Here is a 21,089-nt window from a genome sequence, read left to right as displayed (position 1 = left end):
CATCGCGAAGCGCCACCGTACGGCCGCATCGCGTCACCCCCTGACGTGCTCAGCCCCAGTCCACAGCCGCGTGGTGGAGCCACTCGTGTGCTCGCGCCACATGCGGCATGGCGAGCGTGCCGGTCCGCACCACCAGGAAGTAGGTCCGCAACGGGGGTACGGCGGGCTCGTGCAGCGCCATGACCTCACCCCGGTCCAGGGCGGCTGTGCACAGGTAGCGGGGCAGCACGGCGAGGCCGGCGCCCGCGACCGCGCAGGCGAGGACGGCGCGCAGATCGGGTACGACAACCGTGCCGGAGGCGGCGGGCCGGGCGTCGAAGACGGAGCCCCAGTAGCGCGAGACGAAGGGCAGCGACTCGTGGACCTCGACGACGGGCAGGTTCTCCAGGACGGGCGCGCCCTTGTCCCGTACCGTCCCGGTGCCGATCTCCTCGGCCCAGCGGGGAGCGGCGACCAGCACGTGCTCCTCGTCGCAGAGGGCGGTGGCGGTGAGCAGGGGGCCACGCGGCCGGGCCGTACTGATGGCCAGGTCGTGATGTCCGGCGGACAGCCCTTCCAGGGTCTCCTCGGCGGTGCCGAACGAGGCGCGCAGCGCGAAGCCCTGGCCGTCGTCGCCGGCGAGCTCCGAGAGGGCGGGCAGGGCGCGCTCGGCGGTGAACTCGGGCGGGCCGGCGAGGTGGAGGGTACGTACCGAGGAGTCGTCGTCGAGGCCGCGTTCCGCTATCTCCACGAGCGCGTCGAGGTGCGGGGCTGCCTTGTGGGCGAGTTCGTCGCCGATGGTCGTCGGGGTCACCCCACGGGCCTGCCGCAGGAAGAGCGGACGGCCCAGCTGTCTTTCCAGAGTGCGGATCTGCGAGGTCACGGCCGGCTGCGAGAGTCCGAGCAGGGCGGCGGCGCGGGTGAAGGAGCCGGCCCGGTGCACGGTCACGAAGGTCCGCAGCAAGGCCAGGTCCATCGCTCACCCTCCCCTTCGTCCCGCCCCATGCCGGCCCTCGGGGCAAGTCCACAACTATAAATAAGTCGATAGGTCTCTGCCCCTACAGTGATTGGACACTGACGCAGAGTCAACTAGCCTTGGTCGCGCGGTTCTTGGCGCGCGAGAACCGGGACGGTCCGAGCCACGAGGGGGGAGGCTCGGACCGTCCGTTATGCGTAGTCGGGTCGGCGAGGGAATCCGTAATCCGGTCACCGATCCGACTCATCGAGCGCGCGGAGCACATCGGCCACCAGATCTTCGGGATCCTCGGCCCCGACCGACAGCCGAATGAAACCCTCCGGTACGTCGTCCCCGCCCCATCGCCGCCGCCGCTCGGCCGTGGAGCGCACCCCGCCGAAACTCGTCGCATCGTCGACCAGCCGCAGGGTCCCCAGAAAACGCTCGGCACGCGCGCGCGTGGGCAGCGTGAAGGAGATCACCGAGCCGTAGCGCCGCATCTGCTGTGAGGCGATCTTGTGCGCGGGGTCGTCAGGCAGCCCCGGGTAGCGCAGCCCGGTCACGTCCGGCCGTCGGCGCAGCGCCTCCGCGAGCACCAGGGCGGTGGCGTTCTGCCGGTCCACCCGCAACTGAAGGGTGGCGAGGGAGCGATGGGCCAGCCAGGCCTCCATGGGCCCGGAGATCGCGCCGACGATCTTGCGCCAGTGCCGTACGGCGGCCATGGCCGCCGTGTCCCGCCCGGCGACGTATCCCAGCAGGACGTCACCGTGCCCGGTGAGCTGCTTGGTGCCGCTGGCCACGGAGAAGTCGGCGCCCAGCGCCAGCGGCCGCTGGCCGAGCGGGGTGGCGAGGGTGTTGTCGACGGCGACGAGGGCGCCACGCGCGTGTGCCGCCTCGGCCAGCCGGCGGATGTCGCACACGTCGAGCCCGGGGTTGCACGGCGACTCGATCAGCAGCAGCTTCGCCCCGTCCAGGACGTCGAGCTGGGCGTCGTCGGCGGTCGGCGCGGTGCGCACCTCGATGCCGTACGCCTCCAGCTGGGCGCGGACCAGGGGCAGCACCTGGTAGCCGTCGGACGGCAGCACGACCGCGTCCCCGGCCCGCAGCTGCGAGAAGAGCACGGCCGCGATCGCCGCCACGCCGGAGGCGAACACCAGCGTCTCGACCTCCTCACCGGGCGCCTCCAGCTCGCCGATGGCGCGCTCCAGGTGGGTCCAGGTCGGGTTCTCGTCACGGCCGTAGGCGTACGGTCCGCTGACCTCGCCCGGCAGATGGAAGTGCGCGGCGAATACCGGCCCGGGCAGGGTCGGTTCGTTCTTGACCGGCTCGGGCAGTCCCGCGCGCACCGCGCGCGTGCCCTCACCCGTCACGGAGCCGAAGCCGGACTCGGAGTCGGAATCACTCATGCCGTCGTTCCCTCCACTTCGTCGCGTACCGCGGTGAGCAGGCCCTCGCTCGCCGCCTCCACCATCTCAAGACACTCCTCGAAGCCGTCCAGACCGCCGTAGTACGGATCCGGTACGTCGAGGTCGTCGGCGGCATCGGGGTCGTAGGAGCGCAGCAGGTGCACCTTGCGTGCGTCCTGCTCGGTGGGGGCGAGGCGGCGCAAGGACTTGAGGTGGCCGGAGTCGAGGGCGATCACGAGATCGAGGCGGGCGAACCAGGACGCCTGGAACTGGCGGGCGGTGTGCTCGCCGTCGTAGCCGTGCTCCTGGAGGACGCGGACGGTGCGCGGGTCGGCGCCGTCACCCTCGTGCCAGCCGCCGGTGCCGGCGCTGTCGACCTCGACACGGTCGTCGAGCCCGGCCTCGGCTATGCGGGCCCGGAAGACGGATTCGGCCATCGGGGAACGGCAGATGTTGCCGGTGCAGACGAAACAGACGCGGTAGGTCATCGGGTGCTCAGTCCGAGTCGGGAAGGATCATGTTCAGGGCCCAGGACACGATCGAGATGATCAGACCGCCGAGGACGGCCGTCCAGAACCCCTCCACGTGGAAACTCAGGTCGAGTTTGTCGCACACCCACGACGTCAGCAGCAGCATCAGCGCGTTGACCACCAGGGTGATCAGGCCGAGCGTGAGGATGAACAGCGGGAAGGTCAGGATCTTCAGGATCGGCTTGACCAGGAAGTTCACCAGGCCGAAGACCAGGGCGACCAGGATCAGCGTCCAGACCTTCTTGGTGGTGCTGTCGCCGGTCAGGGTGATCTTGTCGAGCAGCCACACGGCGACGGCCAGGGCGCCCGCGTTGGCGATCGTCTTGACTACGAAATTCTTCATGTGTCTGATCGTGGCAGACGAGATCAGATACGAGCAGTGGGGCGAGGGCGAACAACGGCGATGAAGGCATTCCGGCTGGACGAACTGGAGGCGGAACGCGCCGCCAACGACGGGGCCTACCTGCAGTTCCTGCGGGAGCGGAACATGTCGGTCGGCCTCTACGCCCTGAACGCGGGCGAGCAGGACCCGCAGAAGCCGCACAACCAGGACGAGGTCTACTTCGTCGTCAGCGGCCGTGCGGCGATCACCGTCGGTCTGGAGACCACGCAGGTGGCGCGGGGCAGTGTGGTGTACGTGCCGGCCGGGGTGGCCCACAAGTTCCATCACATCAGCGAGGACCTGAGGGTTCTGGTCGTCTTCTCTCCGCCCGAGGCCTGACCTCTCCCCTCAGGGTTCCCTAGGGGAGAGCTCAGGGGAGGACAAGGGATCAGAGACCCCCGAACGCCCCCCTCGCGGCTCTAGCATCGAGTGCAGGACATCGCATCGTGCGGCACGCACGAGACCGACCGTACGTGCCGAAGCGCACGGGAAAGCAGAGGGCAGGGCAATGCGAGAGATCTTCACGGGTCTGCCGTGGTGGGTGAAGTGGATCGCGGTGCCGGTCATCGCGCTGGTGGTGTTCGGCGGTCTGATCGGCTCCATCGTCGGCTTCCTGGCCTACCTGCTCTTCAAGTTGCTGATCTTCGTGGCGCTGGTCGGCGGACTGATCTACATCGTGCGGAAGTTCCTGTCGAACTCCTCGTCGAAGAGCGACTGGTGAGGACCGTGGGAATCGGTGACCGGTAACAGGAATCACCGGTTCCCTCGGGGGAGGGAAGTTTCCCGCACGGGCCGACCGGGAGCGGTGGCGGACGGTTAGAGTCGCTGACCCCCTCGCGCTCCGGGAGTGACCCTTGGCCACGCTTGACGCCACCTCCGCACCCACGGAAATTCCACCGCCCCCCACTCAACGCCGTTCCGGCACACCCCCCGTGCAGCGGCCGGCCACCCCGGCCGACCCCGCACAGCCGCATTCGGCCACCCTCATCGGCTCCGTGCAGCGTGCGATGCGCCTGCTGGAGTGTGTCGCCGGACACGAACACGGCGCCCCCGCCAAACAACTGGCCCGCGAGACCGGCCTCGCGCTGCCCACCGCCTACCACCTGCTGCGCACCCTCGTCCACGAGGGCTATCTGCGCCGCGACAAGGGCCTGTTCTTCCTCGGCGAAGCGGCGGAGCGGCTGAGCAGCAGCGGAGCGCAGCAGAAACGTCGCAGCGCGGTGGTCGACACCCTCGCCCACTGGCGGGATTCGATCGGTGCGCCGGTCTACTACGCGATGTACCGGGACGGCGAGATCGAGGTCGTCTGCGTCTCCGACTCCCCGGGCACCCCGGCGGTCGAGGAGTGGGCCGACTTCCGCGAGACCGGGCACGCGCATGCCATCGGCCAGTGTCTGCTCTTCCAGCTGGACGAGAACACCCGCCGTGACCATCTCGACCGCTATCCCCTGCAGGCCCTCACCCCGTACACGGTCCGTGACGACCATGCGCTGCTACGGCGGCTGGAGCGGACGCAGCGGATGGCGCCGCTGGTGGAGCGCCAGGAGTACGCGCTGGGCACGGTGTGCGCGGCGATCCCCATCACCGTCGGCACCACGGCGGCCACGGTGGCCATCTCCCTCCCGCTCCACCAGGCAGACCGGCTGCTGCCCGCCGCACGGCAGTTGCAGGCGGAGGTGGGACGGCATCTGGGATCGCTGGCGATCGCTATCAGTATCTGAAAACTCACTCCTTGTGATCTGCTGTGTACGTTCAGCAAGATTTGACCACCATCAAAGGGATAAAACCCGGCCAGTCGGTGTCATGTGACGGGGTAGGCGATGCGCGAGTCCGTACAAGCAGAAGTCATGATGAGCTTTCTCGTCTCGGAGGAGCTCTCCTTCCGCATCCCCGTGGAGTTGCGCTACGAGACCTGTGATCCGTATGCCGTGCGGCTCACCTTCCATCTGCCCGGGGACGCGCCGGTGACCTGGGCCTTCGGCCGTGAGTTGCTGATCGACGGGGTGGGCCGGCCGTGCGGGGAGGGCGATGTGCATATCGCGCCCGCCGATTCCGAGGTGCTGGGCGAGGTCCTGATCAGGCTTCAGGTCGGCGGCGACCAGGCGGTGTTCCGGTCTTCGGCACCACCGCTGGTGGCCTTTCTCGACCGTACCGACAAGCTGGTGCCGCTGGGCCAGGAAGGTGCCCTCGCCGATTTCGACGCTCATCTGGACGAGGCCCTGGACCGCATCCTGGCCGAGGAACAGAGCGCGGGCTGAAGCGATACGGCACGGGGCGCGAGCCGCTCCGCCGAGCCGCGTGAGGACGCGCAGGAACGCTTCTGCGTGTCCCTGGGCGGCCGCCCTGCGCCGCCCACCGCCCCCTCGCCGCACGTTCACCGCTTCCGGCGGCGCCCTCGCCCGCCCCGCGCCGGGGCTTCCACGGACGCGACCGCTTCCTTCCTCTGCCGGTCGGCCGAGACCACCAGTGCCGCGAGCAGCGTGGTGACCGGCACCGAGGCGACCAGGCCGATCGAGCCGACCAGCGTGCGCACGATCTCCTCGGCCACCAGTTCACTGTTGGCGACCGTCGCCACGCTGCTCTGCGCGATCGAGAAGAGCAGCAGCAGCGGCAGCGCGGCGCCCGCGTAGGCCAGGACGAGGGTGTTGACGACGGAGGCGATGTGGTCGCGGCCGATGCGGATGCCCGCCCGGTACAGCCCGCGCCAGCCCATCGTCGGGTTGGCCTCGTGCAGCTCCCAGACGGCCGACGTCTGGGTCACCGTCACATCGTCCAGGACGCCCAGCGAACCGATGATGACTCCGGCCAGCAGCAGACCACTCATGTCGATCGACGGGTACAGGCCGTGAATCAGGCCGGTGTTGTCGTCGGTATTGCCGGTGAGCGCGGCCCAGTCGATGAACTCCGAGCCGAGGACGCCGATCAGGCACAGCGAGACCAGCGTGCCGAGCACCGCCACCGAGGTCCGGGCCGACAGGCCGTGGCACATGTACAGGGCGATCAGCATGATGGCGCTCGACCCGACCACCGCCACCAGCAGCGGATTCGAGCCCTGCAGGATCGCCGGCAGGATGAACAGGGTCAGCACCATGAAGCTGACGGCCAGCGCGACCAGTGCCATCACACCGCGCAGCCGGCCCACCACGACGACGGCGAGCGCGAAGATCCCGGCCAGCAGCGCCATCGGGAGCTTCCGGTTCACATCGGTGACCGAGTACTGCAGGTCCTTGGGCGCCGAGGGCTCGTACGCGACCACGACCTTCTCGCCCTCGTCCAGCTGACGTGACTGATCGGGCTGCACGATCTCGGTGAACGTACGGCCCTTGTCCTTGCCGGTGTCGACCCGGACCGTGGCCTTCTTGCAGGTGCCGTCCTCCTCCTGCTTCGCGGAGCTGCCCTCCGCGGTGGAGGTGTCCCCGGTCGAGCTGTCCCCGGAAGCGTTGACCGACTTGCAGCTGACCGAGACGACCTTGGTGACCGTGGCCGCCTGCGTCTGCCGGTCGAAGCCGACGCCCGTGCGCTCGTGCGACGGGGCGCCGCCGGGCCACAGCACCACGAGGCCGACGACGACCGCGGCGGTGAAGGGGATGAGGATCGCCGCGATGACCTTGCGCAGATGCTTGGAGACCGGCGCGGCGGGGCCGTGGCTGTGGCTGTGCGAGTGACCGTGCCCGCCGCCTGCTCCGGAGCCGCCCTGGCCGGGTCCCTGGCCGGGCGGGTGGCTGGGGGTATGGCCGTCGTCGTGACGGTGAGCGTGCCCTTGGTCGTACTGGTGGCCCTGCCCGTGGTCGTGTCCGTCACCGGCACCGTGGCCCCCGTGGCCGGTTCCGCCGCCCTGTGCGGCGCCGTTGCCGCGCCTTGGGTCGGGGGGCGGATAGGGGTGCTGCTGTGTCGTGGTCACCGCCCGATCATCGCAAGAACGGCAGGGGCCCTCTGTTCACCGCGCCCGAATTGACGCTAGCGTGGAGGCACCTTTGCACACGCGGGAGCTCGGAGCACCGGGCTGAGAGGGCGCTGACCTCCGTATTCGCGATGTTTCACGTGGAACGAGTGATGTTTCACATGAAACGCCGCCCGACGGAAGCCGCTGCGTCGACCGCCGAACCTGTTACCGGGTAATGCCGGCGTAGGGAGTAGGTCTCATGACCAACAAGGACGCACGCACGCCTGCCTTCAGCCAGGACGAACAGCCCATCGCGGGCGAAACCCCTCAAGGGGCAGGGAAGTCCATCGGCTGGCACAAGGGGTATGTCGAGGGTTCGCGCCCCGACCTTCGGGTGCCGGTCCGTCAGGTGCATCTCACCAACGGGCAGTCGGTCACGCTCTACGACACCTCCGGCCCGTACACCGATCCGCTCGTCGAGACCGACGTCCGCAGGGGCCTGCCTCCGCTGCGGGAGAACTGGATCATCGCCCGCGGTGACACCGCCGAGTGCGCGGGCCGCCCCGTCCGTCCCGAGGACGACGGGATCAAGCACACCTCGCCGCGTGGCGGGCTGCGCAACCTGGACGCGGTCTTCCCGGGCCGCCCGCGCCAGCCGCGCCGCAGCCGGGACGGCGAGGCGGTCACACAGCTGGCGTATGCCCGCCGGGGTGAGGTCACCCCCGAGATGGAGTACGTCGCCATCCGGGAGAACGTCTCCCCCGAGGTCGTCCGTGAGGAGATCGCGGCGGGACGGGCCGTGCTGCCGGCCAACGTCAACCACCCGGAGATCGAGCCGATGATCATCGGCAAGCGGTTCCTGGTGAAGGTCAACGCCAACATCGGCAACTCCGCGGTGACTTCCTCCATCGAGGAGGAGGTGGAGAAGATGACCTGGGCGACCCGCTGGGGCGCCGACACGGTCATGGACCTCTCCACCGGACGCAACATCCACACCACCCGCGAGTGGGTGCTGCGCAACTCCCCCGTCCCCATCGGCACGGTTCCGCTCTACCAGGCCCTGGAGAAGGTCGACGGCCGGGCCGAGGAGCTGACCTGGGAGATCTACAAGGACACGGTCATCGAACAGGCCGAGCAGGGCGTGGACTACATGACCGTCCACGCGGGCGTACGCCTGCCGTATGTGCCGCTCACCGCCAACCGCAAGACCGGCATCGTCTCGCGCGGCGGCTCGATCATGGCGGCCTGGTGCCTCGCGCACCACAAGGAATCGTTTCTGTACGAGAACTTCGAGGAACTCTGCGAGATTCTCGCCGCCTACGACGTCACGTACTCGCTGGGCGACGGCCTGCGCCCCGGCTCCATCGCGGACGCCAACGACGAGGCCCAGTTCGCGGAGTTGCGCACGCTCGGGGAACTCAACCGGATCGCCAGGCGTTTCCATGTACAGACGATGATCGAGGGCCCGGGCCATGTCCCGATGCACAAGATCAAGGAGAACATCGACCTTCAGCAGGAGATCTGCGATGAAGCTCCGTTCTATACGCTCGGCCCGCTGACCACCGACGTCGCGCCGGCGTACGACCACATCACCTCCGGTATCGGCGCCGCCATGATCGCCTGGTGGGGCACGGCGATGCTGTGCTACGTCACGCCCAAGGAGCATCTCGGCCTGCCCAACCGTGACGACGTCAAGACCGGCGTGATCACCTACAAGATCGCCGCCCACGCGGCCGACCTCGCCAAGGGCCACCCGGGCGCACAGGAGTGGGACGACGCACTGTCCGACGCCCGCTTCGAGTTCCGGTGGGAGGACCAGTTCAACCTCGCCCTGGACCCGGACACGGCCCGTGAGTTCCACGACGAGACGCTTCCGGCGGAGCCGGCGAAGACGGCCCATTTCTGCTCCATGTGCGGGCCGAAGTTCTGCTCGATGAAGATCAGCCAAAGCATCACGGAGCGGTTCGGTGCCGGGGCGGTTGAAGGGGCGTCTCCCGAGGAGGTCGCGGAGGGGATGCTCCAGAAGTCGAAGGAGTTCGCGGCAGGCGGGAACCGGGTGTACCTGCCGCTGGCGGACTGAGTTCCTCGCCGAGGTGTCGTGCAGAAGTCGAAGGAGTCCGCGGCCGCGGGCAACCGGGTGCATCTGCCGATCGCCGACTGACGCCGGACACGCGAGAAACTCGGCGGGCGCCCTGCCGGTCGGCTTCGCGGCTCCGTCTCAGGGACCGGGTGTCCGGCCTGCGCCCCCGGGCGGGGGCGCAAGCCGGGTTATTCCGGCTGGTGTTCCGGGCCTCCGAAGTCCGGGCTGGTGTAGTCCGGGCTCGTGAAGCTCGGCCGGGCGGCGGGTGCGGTGCCGTCGTCGGTGCTGAAACCAGGACGGTCGTAGCCGAGACGCGGCATCCGGCCCCCCGGGCCGGACGGGGTCGTACGGCGCAGTCCGGCCGTGCCGGGTTCGGTGGCCAGCGCTTCCCGCAGGAAGGGCAGGATGCCCCGCTCCAGCAGGGCGTCCCGCCAGGCGTCCCTGGCCTTGGCGACCTCCCCACCGGGTTCGCCGTAGGCTCCGGCCTCCAGCGAGGGACTGTTGCGCAGTGCGGTGAGCAGCAGCCCCGCGCCGGCCATCACGATGGCGGCGGCGGCCACGACGCCGAAGACCCAGCCCGCGGTGAGCATGGTCTGGGCGAACGCCGGGGCCGGGTCCAGCATCTTCAGGACGTAGCCGACGAGAAGGAAGATCGCGGCGGCGGTACCGGCGAGCACGGGCGCCAGGACCAGGGCGAGGGCGAAGCCGCCGGCGCCCGTGGTCTCGGCGGCTTCGCCGAGGGTGGTGGCGAGCCCCATCGCACCGCCCGTGGCCGACTCCGCGGAGCCGGACTCGTGGACAGTGGCCGGGGTGGACCGCGCGGGGTTGCGCAGTTCCTCGCGGACCTTCACATAGTGCTGGTACTCGGTCGCCGCGGCCGCCGTTATCAGTGCGGTGGCGTTGAGCGCCATCGTGCGCAGCTGTTCGGTGTTCAAACGCTGGCCGGTACCGGCCAGTTCGGGACGGTAAGGGGCGGAGCGCAGCGCCTCATCGAGGATCCGCTCGTATTCCTGGCGGTCCTCGCTGTGCAGGTGCTGCGGAACGCTGTTCATGTGCATCCCCCGATGCTCCGTAGGGCTTGGGGCTCGCACGCCGGCGAGCCGTCGGGCAGAAACGGAGGGGAGCCTGCTACGGATAAACCGATGGTAGAGCCGTTAAGGCACGCGGTGACAGGGGGTTGCCGGAAATTGGGGGTGGCCCGCGTGTGACATCGGGGTACAGAACAGCGTGCCGAACGCTCAGACGTCCAGCGGAAGTTGCCTGACCAGCAGCTTTCCGGCCATGGTCACTCCGCCGTCCATGGCGATGGCGAGCCCGTCCGCGTAGACGTGCGGTCCTTCCACGACGGGGCCGCTGTTCTCTTCGCCGTCCTCGGAGCCGACATCGCCCAGCAGATAGGGAATCGGGCTGTGCCCGTGAACGATGCGGGTACCGCCGTACGTATCGAGAAGGGAACGGACGGCGTCTGCACCCCCTTCGTCGCGGAAGGAGAACCGCTTGGTGAACTTACGGAACAGATCCCAGACCTCGTCCGCGTCGTTTCGCGTGATGGTCTCGCGGACCGTGTCGTTGACCGCCTCGATCGAGTCGCCGTAGTCGAGGTAGGCGGTGGTGTCGGAGTGGACGAGCAGATAGCCGTCGACCTCCTCGACCGCGTCCAGGCGCGCCATCCACTGGAGGTGGTGGTCCTGGAGCCGGTCCATGTCGGTCTTCTGGCCGCCGTTGAGCAGCCAGGCCGCCTGGAAGGTGGCGGTGCCCGCGCCGGAGTTGACGGGGGTGTCGCCGAACCGCTTGGCGCCGAGCAGCAGCAGCTCGTGGTTGCCCATGAGGGCCTTGCAGTAGCCGCCGGCCGCGGCCGCCTCGGCGGACAGCCGCATCACCAGGTCGATGACGCCGATGCCGTCCGGACCCCGGTCGGTGAAGTCGCCGAGGAACCACAGCCGGGCCGTGCCCGCGCACCAGTGCCCGTCCGCGTCGATCAGCCCCTGCTCCCGCAGCGCGTCGATCAGCTCGTCGAAGTAGCCGTGCACATCCCCGACGACGTACAGCGGGCCGGGACCTGCCGCGAGCTGAGCGGCCGGGGCGGCGGCCGGGTCGACGGGCATCTGGAGCGTGTCGCCGCGGTTGATGACGGGCAGGTCGCGCTGGGTGGGCGTGTACCCCTCGGGATATCCGTCGGGGTACGGCTCGTCGAGCGCCGGGGCGACGTCGCCGGGGTGGGTGCTCTGGACGTACGGACCGGTCTCGTTGACGTACGCGGGCACCCGGAAGTCGCGCAACGCCGCCGTCCGTTCCGCTTCGGGTCCCTGACCGGCCCCCTGAGTCATCAGACCCCTCCACCATCGCGCCGCATCTGCACCGCTTCGGACTGCCTGGTCGCAGCGGCCCGCGGTGTCGTGGGCCCATCATAGGAACGCCCGTCGCGCCGTGTGATGACCCAGGGGTGGTGAATCGGAGCAGGACTCCAGTTCAGTGCGGCTTTCGCCCCGATTGGGCATGGGTTCGACCACCCGCCGTTCACCTGCCGGCCGTCACTCGACGACGCCCGGCAGGCGCGTCGGCCGCCTCCGTGTGCCCACGGATCGGCCGTGCGTGTGTACGGGCCGTCCGTGCTACTCCTCCTCCGGTGCCCGAGGCGGGCTGACCGTGGTGCGCTGCGGGCGTCGCTGGGAGGAGGTACGCACGATCAGTTCGGTCGGTATCACCTGCTCGACCGGCTGGTCCGACTCCACTCCCTCGATCGCGTCGATGAGCAGCTGCACCACCGCCGTGCCGATGCGGCGCGGCTTCAGGGAGAGCGTGGTGATGGGCGGCTCGGTGTTGGCGTACACGGTCGACTCGCTGCAGCACACCAGCAGCAGGTCGTCAGGGACGCGCAGCCCGTAGCGGCGGGCGGCGGCGAGCAGGTCGGTGCCGTTGGGGTCGAAGAGGCCGTATACGGCGTCGGGGCGGTCCGGACGGGCCAGCAGCCGGTCGGCGGCGACGGCGCCCGCACAGGGGTCGTGCGCCGGGTAGGCCTCGTAGACCGGGTCCTGGCCGACGCGTTCGCACCAGCGCAGGTAGGCGGTGGTGGACAGATGGGTGTACGTGTCCGTCGTGGTGCCGGTGAGGAGGCCGATCCGCCGGGCGCCGGCGTCGGCGAGATGGTCGAGGATGCCGAGCACGGCGGCCTCGTGGTCGTTGTCCACCCAGGCGGTGACCGGGAGCGAGCCGGCCGGGCGGCCGTCGGAGACCACCGGCAGCCCCTGCCGGACCAGCTCGCTGACCACCGGGTCCTGGTCGGAGGGGTCGATGACGACCGTGCCGTCCAGGGCGACGTTCGACCACACGTCGTGGCGTGAGGTCGCGGGCAGGATCACCAGGGCGTAGCCGCGGGCGAGCGCGGCGGAGGTGGCGGCCCGTGCCATCTCGGCGAAGTACGCGAACTCGGTGAAGGTGAAAGGTTCATCCCCGTACGTCGTCACGGTCAGGCCGATGAGTCCCGACTTCCCGGTACGGAGGGTGCGGGCGGCGGCCGAGGGGCGGTACCCCAGCCGGTCGGCGACCTCGCGGACGTGGCGCCGGGTGGCGTCCGGGAGCCGGCCCTTGCCGTTCAGGGCGTCGGAGACGGTCGTGATGGAGACTCCGGCGGCGGCGGCCACGTCTCTGATGCCCGCCCGGCCCGGCCGGCTTCCTCGCCGAGAGGTTTCCGCGCGGCTCACCTGGTGCTTCCCTGCTGCTGTCATGGCGAGCCGATAGTAGGGCTCATGCGGTGGGGTAGTGCGGACGCATATGCACGCGTTGACAGGCACGTTTCTGCAAGGTCAAAAGGGGTCAACTACCTTAGAAAGAAAGTCAGTTGAACGATCCAATGAGGAGACGTGACTTGTCGGCACGCATGGGCCTGCCAAGTACCCGATGTCTCGAAGAGGTCTCAACTCACCTTCACGGGTGATGCGCGCTACGGCGCGAGCCACCGGCGCGTAGATATATGTAGGGCGCGCCCCCGAAAAATGCGCCTTCGTGCGGTGATGCCCGTGATGCCGGTGGGACGGATGAGGTCAGGCCCCCGCCTACCGGCTCGCTCCGCTGCTGTACGCGGCGGAGCCGAATCCTCATAAGGTGAGCAGTATTGGATGCCGGCGGTGCGGACGGTCCGCCGGTGGTCGCGAGGAGGACTGCGGTGAGCGAGACGAGCCCCAAGCTGCGCGCCGAGCTGGAGGGTATCCCCACCTACAAGCCGGGGCGCAGTATCAAATCTGCGGCTACCGCGGCGGACGGCCCGGTCGCCTACAAGCTCTCCTCCAACGAGAACCCGTACCCCCCGCTGCCCGGCGTGATGGAGTCGGTGACCGCGGCCGCTGCCTCCTTCAACCGCTACCCGGACATGGCGTGCACGGGACTGATGAACGAACTGTCGGACCGTTTCGGCGTCCCGCTCGGCCATCTGGCCACCGGCACCGGCTCGGTCGGCGTCGCCCAGCAGCTGATCCAGGCCACCAGCGGGCCCGGCGACGAGGTGATCTACGCCTGGCGGTCCTTCGAGGCGTACCCGATCGTCACGCAGATCAGCGGTGCCCGCTCGGTCCAGGTGCCGCTCACGCCCGGCGAGGTGCACGACCTGGACGCGATGGCGGACGCGATCACCGACCGCACCCGCCTGATCTTCGTCTGCAACCCCAACAACCCGACCGGCACGGTCGTGAAGCGGGCTGAGCTGGAGCGGTTCCTGGACCGGGTTCCCGGCGATGTGCTGGTGGTGCTCGACGAGGCCTACCGGGAGTTCATCCGCGACCCCGAGGTGCCCGACGGCGTCGAGATCTACCGCGAACGACCGAACGTCTGTGTCCTGCGGACCTTCTCCAAGGCGTACGGCCTCGCGGGACTGCGCGTCGGATTCGCGATCGCCCATGAGCCGGTGGCGGCGGCGCTGCGCAAGACGGCGGTGCCGTTCGGCGTGAGCCAGCTTGCCCAGGAGGCGGCGATCGCCTCGCTGCGGGCGGAGGACGAGTTGCTCGGCCGGGTCGGCTCGCTGGTGTGCGAGCGGCAGCGCGTGGTCGGGGCGCTTCGCGCCCAGGGCTGGACGGTTCCGGAGACGCAGGCCAACTTCGTGTGGCTGCGGCTGGGGGAGCGTACGACGGCCTTCGCGCAGCTCTGTGAGGAGCATGGCGCGGTCATCCGGCCGTTCCCGGGCGAGGGTGTCCGGGTGACGATCGGGGAGACCGAGGCGAACGACATCTTCCTGAAGGCGGCGGAGAACTTCCGCAAGGAGCTTTAGCCGCAAGGAGTTACAGCAGTAGGCCAGTTCACACGTACGGGGCCGCCGTCGAGGCGGCCCCGTTGCGTATGGGTTTCACGTGAAACCGAGGGCCGTGGGGCGACGTGACGGAGAAGACAGGACCCCCTTGCCCACGTCGAAAATCGGTACGTCATAATGGCTTGTGAATGTGAATGCATTCACAAGCGCGTCCTGTTTGCTCCGTGATGTCTGGGGCAAAAGGGGCAAACTGCCGCTGCACTACGGCGACGTAAGGAGACCGACGACGTGGACCTGGCCCTGGCGCCGGAGACATTGGCGCGTTGGCAGTTCGGCATCACCACCGTCTACCACTTCCTGTTCGTCCCGCTGACGATCTCGCTTGCCGCCCTCACGGCCGGACTGCAGACCGCATGGGTGCGCACGGAGAAGGAGAAGTACCTCAGGGCGACCAAGTTCTGGGGCAAGCTCTTCCTGATCAACATCGCGATGGGTGTGGTCACCGGCATCGTGCAGGAGTTCCAGTTCGGCATGAACTGGTCGGACTACTCACGGTTCGTCGGTGACATCTTCGGTGCCCCGCTCGCCTTCGAGGCGCTGATCGCGTTCTTCTTCGAGTCCACCTTCATCGGGCTGTGGATCTTCGGCTGGGACAAGCTGCCCAAGAAGATCCATCTGGCCTGCATCTGGATGGTCTCCATCGGCACGATCCTGTCCGCCTACTTCATCCTCGCGGCCAACTCGTGGATGCAGCACCCTGTCGGCTACAAGATCGACAAAGCGAAGGGGCGCGCCGAGCTGACCGACTTCTGGGCCGTCCTGACCCAGAACACCGCACTGACTCAGGCTTTCCACACACTGACCGCGTCCTTCCTGACCGGTGGCGCGTTCATGGTCGGCATCGCCGCCTTCCACCTGTTCCGCAAGAAGCACATCACCGTGATGAAGACCTCGCTGCGGCTGGGCCTGGTCACCGTCGTCATCGCCGGCCTGCTCACCGCGATCAGCGGTGACACCCTCGGCAAGGTCATGTTCAAGCAGCAGCCGATGAAGATGGCCGCCGCCGAGGCCCTGTGGAACGGTCAGAACTCGGCACCGTTCTCGGTCTTCGCCTACGGCGATGTGAGCAAGGGCCACAACACCGTCGAACTGTCGGTCCCCGGCATACTGTCGTTCCTCGCCGACGACGACTTCAACTCGTACGTTCCCGGCATCAACGACACCAACAAGGCCGAGCAGCAGAAGTACGGTGCGGGCGACTACCGCCCGATCATCCCCGTCACCTTCTGGGCGTTCCGCTGGATGATCGGCTTCGGCATGGCGTCCTTCGCCATCGGCCTGGTCGGACTCTGGCTGACCCGTAAGAAGTTCATGCTGCCGCAGCATCTGCGGGTCGGTGAGGACGAGGTGCCGCATCTGGTCCTCTTCAAGAACAAGGCTCTCAGCCCGAAGCTCGGCAGGCTGTACTGGCTGGTGGCGATATGGACGCTGGGCTTCCCGCTGATAGCCAACTCCTGGGGCTGGATCTTCACCGAGATGGGCCGTCAGCCGTGGGTCGTCTACGGCGTCCTGCAGACCCGTGACGCCGTCTCCCCCGGTGTCTCCCAGGCCGAGATCCTCATCTCGATGATCACCTTCACCGCGCTCTACGCCGTCCTCGCCGTCATCGAGGTCAAGCTGCTCGTGAAGTACATCAAGGCCGGCCCGCCCGAGCTCACCGAGGACGACCTCAACCCGCCCACGAAGATCGGCGGCGAGGCCCGTGACGCCGACAAGCCGATGGCCTTCTCGTACTAGGCCGAGGGAGACGCAGTCATGGAACTTCACGACGTCTGGTTCGTCCTGATCGCCGTCCTGTGGACCGGTTACTTCTTCCTGGAGGGCTTCGACTTCGGGGTCGGCATCCTCACCAAGCTCCTCGCCCGTGACCGGCCGGAGAAGCGGGTGCTGATCAACACGATCGGTCCGGTCTGGGACGGCAACGAGGTGTGGCTGCTCACCGCGGGCGGCGCGACCTTCGCCGCCTTCCCCGAGTGGTACGCCACGCTCTTCTCCGGCTTCTATCTGCCCCTGCTGGTCATCCTGGTCTGTCTGATCGTCCGGGGTGTCGCCTTCGAGTACCGGGCGAAGCGGCCCGAGGAGAACTGGCAGCGCAACTGGGAGACCGCGATCTTCTGGACCTCGCTGATCCCGGCGTTCCTGTGGGGCGTGGCCTTCGGGAACATCGTGCGGGGCGTGAAGATCGACCAGCACTTCGAGTACGTCGGCAACGTCTGGGACCTGCTCAACCCGCACGCCCTGCTCGGCGGACTCGTGACGCTGACCCTGTTCACCTTCCACGGGGCGGTGTTCACCGCGCTCAAGACCGTGGGTGACATCCGGGTACGGGCGCGGAAGCTGGCGACCAAGGTCGGGCTGCTCGCCGCCGTGCTGGCGCTGGCCTTCCTGCTGTGGACGCAGGTCGACAGCGGAGACGGCAAGAGCCTGGTGGCCCTGGTGGTGGCGGTCGCCGCCCTCGTCGCCGCGCTCGGGGCCAACCTGCGGGGCCGTGAGGGATGGGCGTTCGCCCTGTCCGGCATCACCATCGTGGCTGCCGTGGCGATGCTCTTCCTGTCGCTCTTCCCGAACGTCATGCCGTCGTCGCTCAACCCGGACTGGAGCCTCACGGTCACCAATGCCTCGTCGAGCCCCTACACCCTGAAGATCATGACGTGGCTCGCGGCGATCGCCACACCGCTCGTCATGCTCTACCAGGGGTGGACGTACTGGGTGTTCCGCAAGCGGATCGGTACGCAGCACATCGCAGCCGAAGCCGCGCACTGAGTCGGCGCCGAGCCGGCGCTGAACCGGCGCTTGAGTCTGTACTGACTCCGCACTGAGTCCGCATGAGTCCAAGGAGTGGGTGTTTCACGTGAAACACCCACTCCGGGCCGAAGGGCATGTTTCACGTGAAACCAATCGATCTGCGTCTGCTGCGCTACGCCCGTGCCACTCGCCTCTTCCTGATCGCGGTCGTCGGCCTCGGTGCGGTCGGGGCCGGGCTGGTCATCGCTCAGGCGATGCTCATCGCCGAAGTGGTGGTCGGCGCCTTCCAGCACGGCCACTCGGTATCCGAACTCCGCACTCCCCTGCTGCTGTTGGCGGCCGTCGCCATCGGCCGGGCGCTGGTCTCCTGGCTGACTGAGCTGGCCGCGCACCGGGCGAGCGCGGCCGTCAAGTCCGAACTGCGGGGGCGGCTTCTCGACCGCGCGGTGGCGCTCGGTCCCGGCTGGCTCAGCGGTCAGCGGACCGGGTCGCTGGTCACCCTCGCCACGCGCGGCGTCGACGCTCTCGACGACTACTTCTCCCGCTATCTGCCTCAGTTGGGGCTGGCGGTGGTCGTTCCGGTCGCGGTGCTCGCCCGGATCGTCACCGAGGACTGGGTGTCCGCGGCGATCATCGTCGGCACGCTGCCGCTCATCCCGCTCTTCATGGTGTTGATCGGCTGGGCCACCCAGTCCCGTACGGACCGTCAGTGGCGGCTGCTGTCCCGGCTGTCCGGCCACTTCCTGGACGTGGTCGCCGGGCTGCCCACGCTGAAGGTGTTCGGGCGGGCCAAGGCGCAGGCCGAGTCCATCCGCCGGATCACCGGCGAGTACCGGCAGGCGACCATGCGGACCCTGCGGATCGCCTTTCTCTCCTCCTTCGCGCTGGAACTGCTCGCCACCCTGTCGGTGGCGCTGGTCGCCGTGACCATCGGTATGCGGCTGGTGCACGGCGACATGGACCTGTACATCGGGCTGGTCATCCTGGTGCTTGCGCCCGAGGCATACCTCCCGCTGCGGCAGGTGGGTGCCCAGTTCCATGCGGCGGCGGAGGGGCTCGCCGCCGCGGAGGAGATCTTCGCGGTGCTGGAGACGCCGGTGCCGGTGTCCGGTGCGGGGGAGATCCCCTCTGATGCCGCGCTGGCCTTCGAAGGAGTGACGGTCCGCTACCCGGATCGCTCGGCGGACGCGGTGACCGATGTGTCGTTCACCGTGGAACCCGGCGAGACGGTTGCACTGGTCGGCCCCAGTGGCGTGGGCAAGTCGACGCTGCTGAACGTGCTGCTGGGGTTCGTGCGGCCGGTGGCCGGCCGGGTGCGGATCGGGGGAACCGAGCTCAGCGAGGTGGACCTGGAGGCGTGGCGGTCGCGGATCGCGTGGGTGCCGCAGCGGCCGCATCTGTACGCCGGGACGATCGCCGAGAACGTACGGCTCGCACGTCCCGACGCGGACGACGAGGCGGTACGGAGGGCGTTGCGGGACGCGGGGGCGCTGGAGTTCGTGGATGCGTTGCCGGAGGGCGCCGGGACCGTGCTCGGTGAGGACGGGGCCGGACTGTCCGCCGGGCAGCGGCAGCGGCTGGCGCTGGCGCGGGCGTTCCTTGCGGACCGGCCTGTGCTGTTGCTGGATGAGCCGACGGCTGCGCTGGACGGGGCGACCGAGGCGGAGGTTGTGGCGGCGGTACGACGGCTTGCCGCGGGGCGGACGGTGTTGCTGGTGGTGCACCGGCCGGCGCTGCTCTCGGCGGCGGACCGGGTGGTGCGGCTCTCCGGCAGCGAGGCCCCCAGGGGGCCCCGCCCCCTGGACCAGCCCCTTCGCCCACCCACCACCCGACTCGGTCAATTGAATAGCGAGGCGAGCGAGCAACTCGGTCGGCTGGAAAGCGATCCGACGGAGCAGCTCGGGCAGACCGAAGTGCTCGGTCGGTCGGAAAGTGGCTTGGCGGGCCAGCTTGGTCTGTCTTCGGGTGGCTTGGCGGGCCAGCTTGGTCTGTCTTCAGGTGGCTCGGTGGGGCAGCTCGGGCTGTCTGGGCGTGGGGCTGTGGGGACGGCGGGTGGGGCTCAGGCGGGTGTTCTGGGGCGGGTTCGTGCGGCCTCTGGGGCTCGGCGGGGGCGGTTGTTGCTCGCGCTTCTGCTGGGGGCTCTCGCGCTCGGCAGCGCTGTGGGGTTGATGGCGACCTCCGGGTGGCTGATCTCGCGGGCCTCGCAGCAGCCGCCGGTGCTGTATCTGATGGTCGCCGTGACGGCTACGCGGGCCTTCGGGATCGGGCGGGCCGTGTTCCGGTACAGCGAGCGGCTCGTGTCGCACGACGCCGTGCTGCGGATGCTCGCCGACACCCGGGTCGCCGTGTACCGGCGCCTTGAACGGCTCGCACCTGCCGGGCTTCGGACGACCAGGCGCGGGGACCTGCTCAGCCGGCTCGTCGCCGACGTGGACACCCTCCAGGACTACTGGCTGCGCTGGCTGCTGCCCGCCGGGGTCGCGGTGGCCGTGTCCGCCGGGGCCGTGGGGTTCACGGCCTGGCTGCTGCCCGAGGCGGGCGCCGCTCTGGCCGTGGGGCTGCTGGCGGCCGGCGTCGGTGTCCCGCTGGTGACCTCCGCCGTGGCCCGGCGCGCCGAGCAGCGGCTGGCACCCGCCCGCGGCCTGCTCGCGACCCGGGTGACCGACCTGCTCACCGGCACCGCCGAACTGACCGTCGCCGGCGCGCTGCCCGCCCGTAGCGACGACGCCCGGCAGGCCGACGGCACGCTCACCCGGATCGCCTCGCGGGCCGCCACCGCCACCGCGCTCGGTGACGGACTGACCGCTCTGCTGACGGGTCTGACCGTCGCCGCCACGGCCCTGCTGGGCGCCCAGGGGGTCGCCGACGGCCGGCTGAGCGGGGTGGCGATGGCGGTCGTCGTGCTCACGCCGCTGGCCGCCTTCGAGGCCGTACTGGGGCTCCCGCTCGCCGTGCGGCACCGGCAACGGGTGCGCAAGAGCGCCGAGCGCATCTACGAGGTGCTGGACGCGCCCGAGCCCGTACGGGAACCCGAGCGACCGCGCCAGGTACCCGCCGCGCCCTTCCCCGTCGTACTGAAAGGCCTGTACGCCCGCCACGAGGGCCAGCGTCGGGACGCGCTCGCCGGGCTCGACCTCACCCTCCACCAGGGGCGCAGGGTCGCCGTGGTCGGTCCCTCCGGCTCCGGCAAGACGACCCTCGCCCAGGTCCTGCTGCGGTTCCTCGACCCGGACGCGGGCTCCTACACGCTGGCCGGCGTGGACGCGTACGGCATGGACAGCGACGACGTACGCCGGCTCGTCGGGCTGTGCGCCCAGGACGCGCACCTCTTCGACAGTTCCGTGCGCGAGAACCTGCTGCTCGCCCGTAAGGACGCCACCGAGGAGGACCTGCGGGACGTGCTGGGCCGGGCCCGGCTTCTGGACTGGGTGGACGGGCTGCCCGACGGGCTCGACACCCTGGTCGGCGAGCACGGAGCCCGGCTGTCCGGCGGGCAGCGGCAGCGGCTGGCGCTCGCCCGGGCGCTGCTCGCGGACTTCCCGGTGCTCGTCCTGGACGAGCCCGCCGAGCATCTCGACCTGCCCACGGCGGACGCGCTCACCGCGGATCTGCTGGCCGCCACCGAGGGCCGTACGACTGTGCTCATCACCCACCGGCTGGCGGGCCTGGAGGCCGTGGACGAGGTCATCGTGCTCGACGAGGGCCGGGTGGTGCAGCGCGGGCCGTACGCGGAGCTGGCCGCCGTGGCCGGGCCGTTGCGGGGGATGGCGGAGCGGGAGGCGGCGACGGAGTTGCCGGCGGCCGCACCTCAGGGCCTGGTGGGGGCACCTTAG

The 21,089-nt window shown here is 69.4% G+C and carries 17 protein-coding genes and 1 riboswitch; of the genes, 9 read left to right on the top strand and 8 right to left on the bottom strand.

Translation table 11 applies throughout. The features are described from left to right. Positions 1-49 precede the first annotated feature (49 nt). The 4 genes from ACFWXC_RS30610 to ACFWXC_RS30595 all read right to left on the bottom strand — a co-directional run bounded on the left by ACFWXC_RS30610 (position 50) and on the right by ACFWXC_RS30595 (position 3,213). Complete coding sequence (locus ACFWXC_RS30610; RefSeq protein ID WP_384483505.1) at positions 50-955, bottom strand: LysR family transcriptional regulator; 906 nt, start codon at positions 953-955, stop codon at positions 50-52. Positions 956-1,185: 230 nt separating this feature from the next. Next, complete coding sequence (locus tag ACFWXC_RS30605) at positions 1,186-2,340, bottom strand: cystathionine gamma-lyase (RefSeq protein ID WP_384483504.1); 1,155 nt, start codon at positions 2,338-2,340, stop codon at positions 1,186-1,188. After that, on the bottom strand, positions 2,337-2,828 hold the full coding sequence (locus ACFWXC_RS30600; RefSeq protein WP_384483503.1) for a low molecular weight protein-tyrosine-phosphatase: 492 nt from the start codon (positions 2,826-2,828) through the stop codon (positions 2,337-2,339). The genes ACFWXC_RS30605 and ACFWXC_RS30600 overlap by 4 nt, the downstream gene beginning before the upstream one ends. A gap of 7 nt (positions 2,829-2,835) precedes the next feature. Beyond that, positions 2,836-3,213, bottom strand: coding sequence for a phage holin family protein (locus tag ACFWXC_RS30595; RefSeq protein WP_365797434.1), 378 nt, complete (start codon positions 3,211-3,213; stop codon positions 2,836-2,838). Between the two features lie 60 nt (positions 3,214-3,273). Here ACFWXC_RS30595 and ACFWXC_RS30590 point away from each other — a divergent pair, with 60 nt between their 5' ends. The 4 genes from ACFWXC_RS30590 to ACFWXC_RS30575 all read left to right on the top strand — a co-directional run bounded on the left by ACFWXC_RS30590 (position 3,274) and on the right by ACFWXC_RS30575 (position 5,510). Further along, entirely contained in the window at positions 3,274-3,591 is a 318-nt protein-coding gene (locus ACFWXC_RS30590; protein WP_351695789.1) for a cupin domain-containing protein, read from the top strand. Positions 3,592-3,760: 169 nt separating this feature from the next. Beyond that, complete coding sequence (locus ACFWXC_RS30585; protein WP_384483502.1) at positions 3,761-3,973, top strand: DUF5326 family protein; 213 nt, start codon at positions 3,761-3,763, stop codon at positions 3,971-3,973. A gap of 211 nt (positions 3,974-4,184) precedes the next feature. Then, positions 4,185-4,973 (top strand): IclR family transcriptional regulator, encoded by a 789-nt coding sequence (locus ACFWXC_RS30580; RefSeq protein ID WP_384483501.1) that lies wholly within the window; start codon positions 4,185-4,187, stop codon positions 4,971-4,973. A 99-nt stretch (positions 4,974-5,072) separates the two neighbouring features. After that, on the top strand, positions 5,073-5,510 hold the full coding sequence (locus ACFWXC_RS30575; RefSeq protein WP_351748159.1) for an SsgA family sporulation/cell division regulator: 438 nt from the start codon (positions 5,073-5,075) through the stop codon (positions 5,508-5,510). Positions 5,511-5,626: 116 nt separating this feature from the next. Here the strand turns inward: ACFWXC_RS30575 and ACFWXC_RS30570 are convergent, their stop codons facing one another. After that, a complete protein-coding gene (locus tag ACFWXC_RS30570; protein WP_384483500.1) occupies positions 5,627-7,153 on the bottom strand; it encodes a YibE/F family protein in 1,527 nt (508 codons plus the stop codon). A gap of 71 nt (positions 7,154-7,224) precedes the next feature. Continuing rightward, positions 7,225-7,402, top strand: a riboswitch (TPP riboswitch). On the opposite strand from ACFWXC_RS30570, the gene thiC reads away from it, so the two are divergent. After that, entirely contained in the window at positions 7,395-9,215 is a 1,821-nt protein-coding gene (gene thiC, locus ACFWXC_RS30565; protein ID WP_384483499.1) for a phosphomethylpyrimidine synthase ThiC, read from the top strand. (Overlaps the previous riboswitch by 8 nt.) A gap of 188 nt (positions 9,216-9,403) precedes the next feature. On the opposite strand, the gene ACFWXC_RS30560 is transcribed toward thiC, so the two are convergent. The 3 genes from ACFWXC_RS30560 to ACFWXC_RS30550 all read right to left on the bottom strand — a co-directional run bounded on the left by ACFWXC_RS30560 (position 9,404) and on the right by ACFWXC_RS30550 (position 12,940). Further along, positions 9,404-10,273, bottom strand: coding sequence for a hypothetical protein (locus ACFWXC_RS30560; RefSeq protein ID WP_384483498.1), 870 nt, complete (start codon positions 10,271-10,273; stop codon positions 9,404-9,406). Between the two features lie 180 nt (positions 10,274-10,453). Then, positions 10,454-11,542: a metallophosphoesterase gene (locus ACFWXC_RS30555; RefSeq protein WP_384483497.1), complete on the bottom strand. Its 1,089-nt coding sequence runs from the start codon at positions 11,540-11,542 to the stop codon at positions 10,454-10,456. A gap of 285 nt (positions 11,543-11,827) precedes the next feature. Continuing rightward, positions 11,828-12,940, bottom strand: coding sequence for a LacI family DNA-binding transcriptional regulator (locus ACFWXC_RS30550; protein WP_351748148.1), 1,113 nt, complete (start codon positions 12,938-12,940; stop codon positions 11,828-11,830). A 437-nt stretch (positions 12,941-13,377) separates the two neighbouring features. Between ACFWXC_RS30550 and hisC the strand changes: the two genes are divergently transcribed. The 4 genes from hisC to cydD all read left to right on the top strand — a co-directional run bounded on the left by hisC (position 13,378) and on the right by cydD (position 21,089). Beyond that, positions 13,378-14,472, top strand: a complete 1,095-nt coding sequence (gene hisC, locus ACFWXC_RS30545) for a histidinol-phosphate transaminase (protein WP_384483496.1) — start codon at positions 13,378-13,380, stop codon at positions 14,470-14,472. Positions 14,473-14,739: 267 nt separating this feature from the next. Continuing rightward, on the top strand, positions 14,740-16,248 hold the full coding sequence (locus tag ACFWXC_RS30540) for a cytochrome ubiquinol oxidase subunit I (RefSeq protein ID WP_384483495.1): 1,509 nt from the start codon (positions 14,740-14,742) through the stop codon (positions 16,246-16,248). A gap of 18 nt (positions 16,249-16,266) precedes the next feature. Then, the gene (gene cydB, locus ACFWXC_RS30535) at positions 16,267-17,274 is read left to right on the top strand and encodes a cytochrome d ubiquinol oxidase subunit II (protein ID WP_384483494.1); all 1,008 of its coding nucleotides are present in this window, start codon (positions 16,267-16,269) and stop codon (positions 17,272-17,274) included. 116 nt (positions 17,275-17,390) lie between these two features. Next, positions 17,391-21,089: a thiol reductant ABC exporter subunit CydD gene (gene cydD / locus ACFWXC_RS30530; protein WP_384483493.1), complete on the top strand. Its 3,699-nt coding sequence runs from the start codon at positions 17,391-17,393 to the stop codon at positions 21,087-21,089.

The organism is Streptomyces sp. NPDC058683, assembly GCF_042716195.1.
In the GTDB taxonomy this organism is placed as follows: domain Bacteria; phylum Actinomycetota; class Actinomycetes; order Streptomycetales; family Streptomycetaceae; genus Streptomyces.
The sequence above is the reverse complement of the archived record's forward strand: the minus strand, read 5'-3'. Positions and strand labels throughout refer to the sequence as shown.

Bases quoted from the DNA above. Each gene is read 5' to 3' on its own strand.
- ACFWXC_RS30610 (WP_384483505.1), bottom strand. From the start codon at position 955: ATGGACCTGGCCTTGCTGCGGACCTTCGTGACCGTGCACCGGGCCGGC.
- thiC (WP_384483499.1), top strand. From the start codon at position 7,395: ATGACCAACAAGGACGCACGCACGCCTGCCTTCAGCCAGGACGAACAG.
- ACFWXC_RS30550 (WP_351748148.1), bottom strand. From the start codon at position 12,940: ATGACAGCAGCAGGGAAGCACCAGGTGAGCCGCGCGGAAACCTCTCGG.
- cydB (WP_384483494.1), top strand. From the start codon at position 16,267: ATGGAACTTCACGACGTCTGGTTCGTCCTGATCGCCGTCCTGTGGACC.
- ACFWXC_RS30555 (WP_384483497.1), bottom strand. From the start codon at position 11,542: ATGACTCAGGGGGCCGGTCAGGGACCCGAAGCGGAACGGACGGCGGCG.
- ACFWXC_RS30605 (WP_384483504.1), bottom strand. From the start codon at position 2,340: ATGAGTGATTCCGACTCCGAGTCCGGCTTCGGCTCCGTGACGGGTGAG.
- ACFWXC_RS30585 (WP_384483502.1), top strand. From the start codon at position 3,761: ATGCGAGAGATCTTCACGGGTCTGCCGTGGTGGGTGAAGTGGATCGCG.
- ACFWXC_RS30575 (WP_351748159.1), top strand. From the start codon at position 5,073: ATGCGCGAGTCCGTACAAGCAGAAGTCATGATGAGCTTTCTCGTCTCG.
- ACFWXC_RS30595 (WP_365797434.1), bottom strand. From the start codon at position 3,213: ATGAAGAATTTCGTAGTCAAGACGATCGCCAACGCGGGCGCCCTGGCC.
- cydD (WP_384483493.1), top strand. From the start codon at position 17,391: ATGTTTCACGTGAAACCAATCGATCTGCGTCTGCTGCGCTACGCCCGT.
- ACFWXC_RS30590 (WP_351695789.1), top strand. From the start codon at position 3,274: ATGAAGGCATTCCGGCTGGACGAACTGGAGGCGGAACGCGCCGCCAAC.
- ACFWXC_RS30600 (WP_384483503.1), bottom strand. From the start codon at position 2,828: ATGACCTACCGCGTCTGTTTCGTCTGCACCGGCAACATCTGCCGTTCC.
- ACFWXC_RS30560 (WP_384483498.1), bottom strand. From the start codon at position 10,273: ATGCACATGAACAGCGTTCCGCAGCACCTGCACAGCGAGGACCGCCAG.